This is a genomic window from Protofrankia sp. Cj3 (assembly GCF_917627355.1).
Lineage (GTDB): Bacteria > Actinomycetota > Actinomycetes > Frankiales > Frankiaceae > Protofrankia.
This window is the reverse complement of the sequence record NZ_CAKJTR010000256.1, coordinates 1-5,343: the sequence shown is the minus strand read 5'-3', so window position 1 is coordinate 5,343 and position 5,343 is coordinate 1. Positions and strand designations below refer to the sequence as shown.

5 protein-coding genes and 1 pseudogene are annotated in these 5,343 nt (G+C 69.1%); 3 read left to right on the top strand and 3 right to left on the bottom strand.

Annotated elements, in window-relative coordinates:
- Nucleotides 1-337 (top strand): annotated as a pseudogene (locus MJ783_RS21735) (hypothetical protein); the annotation flags it as partial.
- A gap of 47 nt (nucleotides 338-384) precedes the next feature.
- Here the strand turns inward: MJ783_RS21735 and MJ783_RS21730 are convergent.
- The 3 genes from MJ783_RS21730 to mraZ form a co-directional block, all read right to left on the bottom strand.
- Entirely contained in the window at nucleotides 385-777 is a 393-nt protein-coding gene (locus MJ783_RS21730; protein WP_239313374.1) for a hypothetical protein, read from the bottom strand.
- 278 nt (nucleotides 778-1,055) lie between these two features.
- Entirely contained in the window at nucleotides 1,056-2,009 is a 954-nt protein-coding gene (gene rsmH / locus MJ783_RS21725) for a 16S rRNA (cytosine(1402)-N(4))-methyltransferase RsmH (protein ID WP_239313383.1), read from the bottom strand.
- A gap of 344 nt (nucleotides 2,010-2,353) precedes the next feature.
- Nucleotides 2,354-2,785: a division/cell wall cluster transcriptional repressor MraZ gene (mraZ, locus tag MJ783_RS21720; RefSeq protein ID WP_239313371.1), complete on the bottom strand. Its 432-nt coding sequence runs from the start codon at nucleotides 2,783-2,785 to the stop codon at nucleotides 2,354-2,356.
- A 438-nt stretch (nucleotides 2,786-3,223) separates the two neighbouring features.
- Between mraZ and MJ783_RS21715 the strand changes: the two genes are divergently transcribed.
- Both MJ783_RS21715 and MJ783_RS21710 read left to right on the top strand, forming a co-directional pair.
- Nucleotides 3,224-4,228: a MoxR family ATPase gene (locus MJ783_RS21715; protein WP_239313380.1), complete on the top strand. Its 1,005-nt coding sequence runs from the start codon at nucleotides 3,224-3,226 to the stop codon at nucleotides 4,226-4,228.
- A 6-nt stretch (nucleotides 4,229-4,234) separates the two neighbouring features.
- The coding region (locus MJ783_RS21710; protein WP_239313368.1) for a DUF58 domain-containing protein at nucleotides 4,235-5,343 on the top strand (1,109 nt) is incomplete at its 3' end.

Here is a 5,343-nt window from a genome sequence, read left to right as displayed (position 1 = left end):
CCCGCACCGGACGGCCGCCCGGGGTGCGCGCCCGGTTGCCGCCACCGCGCGCAGAGGGGCCACCGGGGCGCGCGTCCCCGCGGCCGCGTCGTGCTCCGGGTCGTCCTCCGGCCACGGGGTGGCCGCCGGGACCGGAGGCGTGCCGGGACGCACCGTCGTCCCGGCCGACACCATCGTCCCAGCCGGCACCGTCGTCCCAGCCGGCGCCGTCATCTCGATCGTCATCCGGACGGGGATAACAGCGGCCGTCGGGATCGGCGTAGCCGTCGGTGAAGCCGGCCTCGTCACCCTCGATCCATTGATCGTCGGCGACCCGTCGACCAAGATCCGAAACTAGTCGCAGCCGCGACCGGCCACGCCGGGACGAGCGGTTGAGCGTGGAGGTCACCGCGCGCTTCCGGCCGGCCTGCCGGTGGCCGGGGCGCCTCCGGCCGCCCCCGTGGCGGTGGCCGGCTGCCGCGCACTCGACACCACGATAACGATCGCTCCTGACACCGGGTCGGTATCGATCACGCGGGCACCGGGTGGCAACGGGGTACCGGACGGCAGATACACGGGAATACCACCAGATACCATGCCGAGATCGGTTGCCCTGGCGGCAAGGTTCGCCGGGTCGGACAACTGGTCGAGACGCAGCGAGAGCGCCTGCGCCTCGTCCGAGAGCGCCGCCGAGGACTTCTGCAGGTTGTGAACCAGGAAGGCGTTCTGCGCGAGCGCCGTGTTGAGCAGCAACAGACACATCAGACCGGCACCCATGAGCAGCAGTAACAGGATCACGAACGGTGCGCGTGGCGCATGGCCGCGAGGCAGCGGGCGCGAAGCCGCAAGAGGCGACGGCTGGGATACCCGCCGTGTTGGGTACGAACGCCGTGACGGCCGGTCAAGGAGCGGCGCGGCACCGGTCCGGCCGCCCAGGGAGGGAATCGGGATGGCCGTGTCGCCGGATGCCGCGGCCGAGGCGGGCCGGGCGGCAGCACGCGACGGCACGCGGCCGGTGTCGGGCGCTGGCCGCGTCCTGGTCCTCAGCCGGCGCGGCAGCGGAGGGGCGGGGGCGGTCATGCCGCGCCACGGCGCGTCCGCTCGACCGCACGCAGTTTCGCCGCGGCCGCTCGCGGGTTGGCCGCCACCTCATCCGGTGGCGGTGGCTCACCGCCGCGGGTGAGCCACCGCATCGTCGGGACAGCCTCCGGCGGGATCACTGGCAGGCCCGGCGGCGCATCAAGCCGTACCCTGGCCGCCAGCGCCCGCTTGACCATGCGGTCCTCCAGCGAATGGTAGGCAAGCACGACGAGCCTCCCCCCAACGGCGAGCGCGTCGAGAGCCGCGGGCAGGGCCCGCGCCAGCGCCTCGAGCTCGCCGTTGACCTCGATCCTCAACGCCTGGAACGTGCGCTTTGCCGGATTTCCCCCGGTACGCCGAGTAGCCGCCGGAATGCTCCGACGAACAAGGTCAACAAGTCGGGCCGACGAGGTGAACGGTTCACGAGCGCGTTCAGCGACCACAGCCGAGGCGATCCGGCGGGCGAACCGTTCCTCTCCGTACTCGCGCAGGACCCGGGCGAGTTCGTCGACACCGTAGGTGTTGACGACATCCGCAGCGGTCCGGCCCCTGGTCGGATCCATCCGCATGTCCAGCGGAGCGTCGCGGGAATAGCTGAATCCCCGCTCGTCGGAGTCGAGCTGCAACGAGGACACCCCGAGGTCGAACAGCACGCCGTGCACCTCGGCCAGGCCGAGCATGTCAAGAACGGCGGGCAGCTGGTCGTACACGGCGTGGACCAAGGTGACCCGGTCGTCTTCGGCCGCCAGCCGAGCACGGCTTTGCCCCAGCGCCTGCGGGTCACGGTCAAGGCCGACCAGACGGACATCGGGGGATGCGGCGAGCAGCGCGCTCGCATGACCCGCGAGTCCCACTGTGGCATCGATCACCACCGCCCCAGGCTCGCCCAGCGCGGGCGCCAACAGGGCGACAACACGGTCGGAGAGAACCGGGGTGTGCGTGGCGTCCACCTCGACCTCCTCGAACTGCTCGTGAACCTCGCGGCGGGCGGTCAACCGCGGCAATACCAAGCCACGGCAGGTGAAGATACGAAAAACAAAGATATAAATCACACAACTGACGAGCGACCTGCCTGAGCCCAGGTTGCACACATCGCAACCTGGCCCCGAAAGCACGGCATGTGCCCAGGTCCCGCCCCGCTCGCGTCACCGGACACCGGGGAAGTGACGTCCGGTGAAGAGCGGGGGGAGACCTCGGCGCACGCCCGTATCCCGTCTTCGCGTGCGTCCAGCACCGCGTCCCCTGAGGCCAAGGCCGCCACGCGAAGAAACATGATCACGCGCCCATTGGCCTCCTAGATGACGCCGGGCAGCACCTCCTCGGAAAGCGCGGCGAAGTTCTCCTCCTGGCTGGCGAGATAGGCGTCCCAACGGGACGCGTCCCAGATCTCCACCCGGGTGTTCGCGCCGTTCACCACGCAGTCGCGAGTGAGACCCGCGTAGGTCCGGAGCGCGGGTGGGATGGTGATCCGGCCCTGCCGGTCGGGAACGTCGTCCGATGCCGAGGAAAAGAAGACACGGCTGTAATCCCGAAGCGCCTTTGCCGTAACGGGAGCCGTCCGCAGGGACTCGCTGATCCGGGTGAACTCAACCATAGGGAACACGTAGAGACATCGCTCCTGCCCCTTGGTAATCACAAGCCCCCCTTCCAGCTCATCACGGAACTTCGCCGGCAGCGTGAGCCGGCCTTTGTCGTCGAGTCGTGGCGTGTGGCTACCGAGGAACATCGGCGCCCTCCTCGCCCAGACCCGAGAGGCTCAAGGCCAGCCAGTCCCGCTCTGGTTGGCCTGCGAGTGCGTCCGTCCCCCACTGCGCGCCACTGTACCCCACTCTCCCCCACCTGGAAGCCCTCCGACACTCCGGACACACCCCTCGAAGCCCACAAGCGCCGATGCGCATGGATCATGAATGCGAAGTCAATGTGGCCTTTGGCCAAACATGGCAAAAACACCTGCGAGTAACAGTCGTGGCAGCTACGATCGAATGCCGCCACGAATCAGTACGCTTTCCGGACATCGGTGGCCGGATGATTCTCCACGCATGAAGGCCATCGGCCGCATGGATGTCACACTCGTGGAGTGCCTGGGCCCGCCGGGCCCACCCTGCCGACTGACGCAGCTGACCTGAGGACGGAGACCGACGTGACGGTGACGGAGCCCGGCGTCATGCAGTGGCGCGAGCCGGGGACCGGCCTGCACCACCTCGCGGATGTCGCGACGCGAGTGGCCCAGTCCGTCGGGTCCGTCATAGACGGCAAGCCCGAAGTGGTCAGAACCGCGCTGATCGTACTGCTGGCCGGCGGCCACCTGCTCATCGAGGATGTGCCCGGTGTGGGGAAGACGATGCTCGCCAAGGCCCTCGCGCGTTCGATCGATGCCCGGGTCCGCCGTATCCAGTTCACCCCGGACCTGCTGCCCAGCGACGTCACCGGGGTGAGCGTCTACAACCAGGACACCCGGGATTTCGAGTTCCGGCCCGGTCCGGTGTTCGCCAACATCGTCGTCGGCGACGAGATCAACCGCGCCGCTCCCAAGGCGCAGTCGGCACTCCTGGAATGCATGGAGGAACACCAGGTCACCATCGATGGCGTGACCTACCACCTGGAGTCGCCGTTCATGGTCATAGCCACCCAGAACCCGATCGAGATGGAAGGCACCCATCCGCTGCCGGAAGCGCAGCGCGATCGTTTCACCGCGCGGGTGTCCATGGGCTACCCGTCGCCCGTGGCCGAACTTGCTATGATCAACAGCCATGGTACCGCCGAGCCACTGGACGGGATCAGCCCCGTCACCGACGCCGACGAGATCGCCAAACTGGTCACCCTGGTACGCGCGGTGCATGTGTCCGACGATGTGCGCCGCTACATCGTCGACCTCGTGACGGCCACCCGCCGGCATCCCGAGCTCATCCTGGGCGCCTCTCCCCGCGCGACGCTGCACGTCGTCAGGACCGCTCGGGCGCGGGCCGCCCTCGACGGCCGCGCGTTCGTTCTCCCCGACGACGTTCAGGCGATGGCCGCGCCAGTGCTCGCGCACCGGCTGCTGGTGAACCCCGATGTCGCGATGTCGGACGTATCCATAGCCGACGTCGCCTCCCGGATCATTACGGAGATCGTCGCGCGCGTCCCCATCCCACGCCTTGGGGCACGTCCACCGCACCGCGGCCGCTGATTTTCCGTGCTCGACTTCCTGGCGGCGATGCGCGCGCTGACCATCCGCGGGCTGTGCTTCGTGGCCACCGGGCTGGCCTGCTGCGCGCTGGCCGCGACCGTCGGCGAGGAGGACCTGCTCCGCGTCGGCATGCTGCTGTTGGCACTGCCGGTGTGCGCGGCGGCGTTCGTCTGCAAGACCCGCTACCGGCTCGCGTGCCACCGTCTTCTCGTTCCCGCTCGCGTGGCCGTGGGCGGCGCCGCGGCGGTCAGCATCCGGATCGACAACATGAGTGGACGTCCCTCCTCGGTGCTGCTGGTCGATGACGAGGTCCCAGACCGTCTTGGGCTCCGGGCCCGGTTCGTACTCGACCGGGTGGAGGCGGGGGGCGCCCGGTACCTCACCTACAAGCTTCGTCCTCAGCTTCGTGGCCGGTACCTGATCGGGCCGATGGCGATCCGGATCACGGATCCCTTTGGGCTCTGCGAGCTCACGCGGACGTTCCGCAGCCGCGACGAACTGATCGTGACCCCTCCGGTGGAGACTTTGCCCCTGGCCCGTCCGGGCAGCCACACCACGATCAGCACCCACCGCCGTCGGCGCGCATCCGCTACTGGTATAGACGACTTCTCCACTCGCCCTTACCACCCCGGCGACGACCTCCGGCGGGTTCACTGGCGGACCAGCGCCCGTACCGGCGAGTTGATGGTTCGCCAGGAAGAGAGCTTCCGCCCGAGCAACGCGGCCCTGTTCCTCGACACCCGGTCCGCTGTCTGGGCCGGTCAGGGGCCCATGTCCTCGTTCGAATGGGCTGTCGGCGCGGCTGCCTCGATCGCTGTGTACCTGACCGGGATGGGCAAGGCGGTACGGCTCATCTGTGACAACGCCCCGGCCCCGGCCGCGGCGAGGGGGTCGCGCAACCCGGCCGCGCTGTTGGACGAGCTCGCGGTCGTGAACACCACCGACACCCTTTCGACGCAGCGCGTGTACAGCCGTCTGCGGACCGCTGACAGCTCCATGGTGGTCGCGATCCTTGGACGTACCGATCCGGCGCAGGCCGTGGTCCTCGCCCGAGCGCGCCCGCGCGACGCCGCCGCGATCGTCCTGCTGGTCAACGTGGCGACCTGGGACGAGGG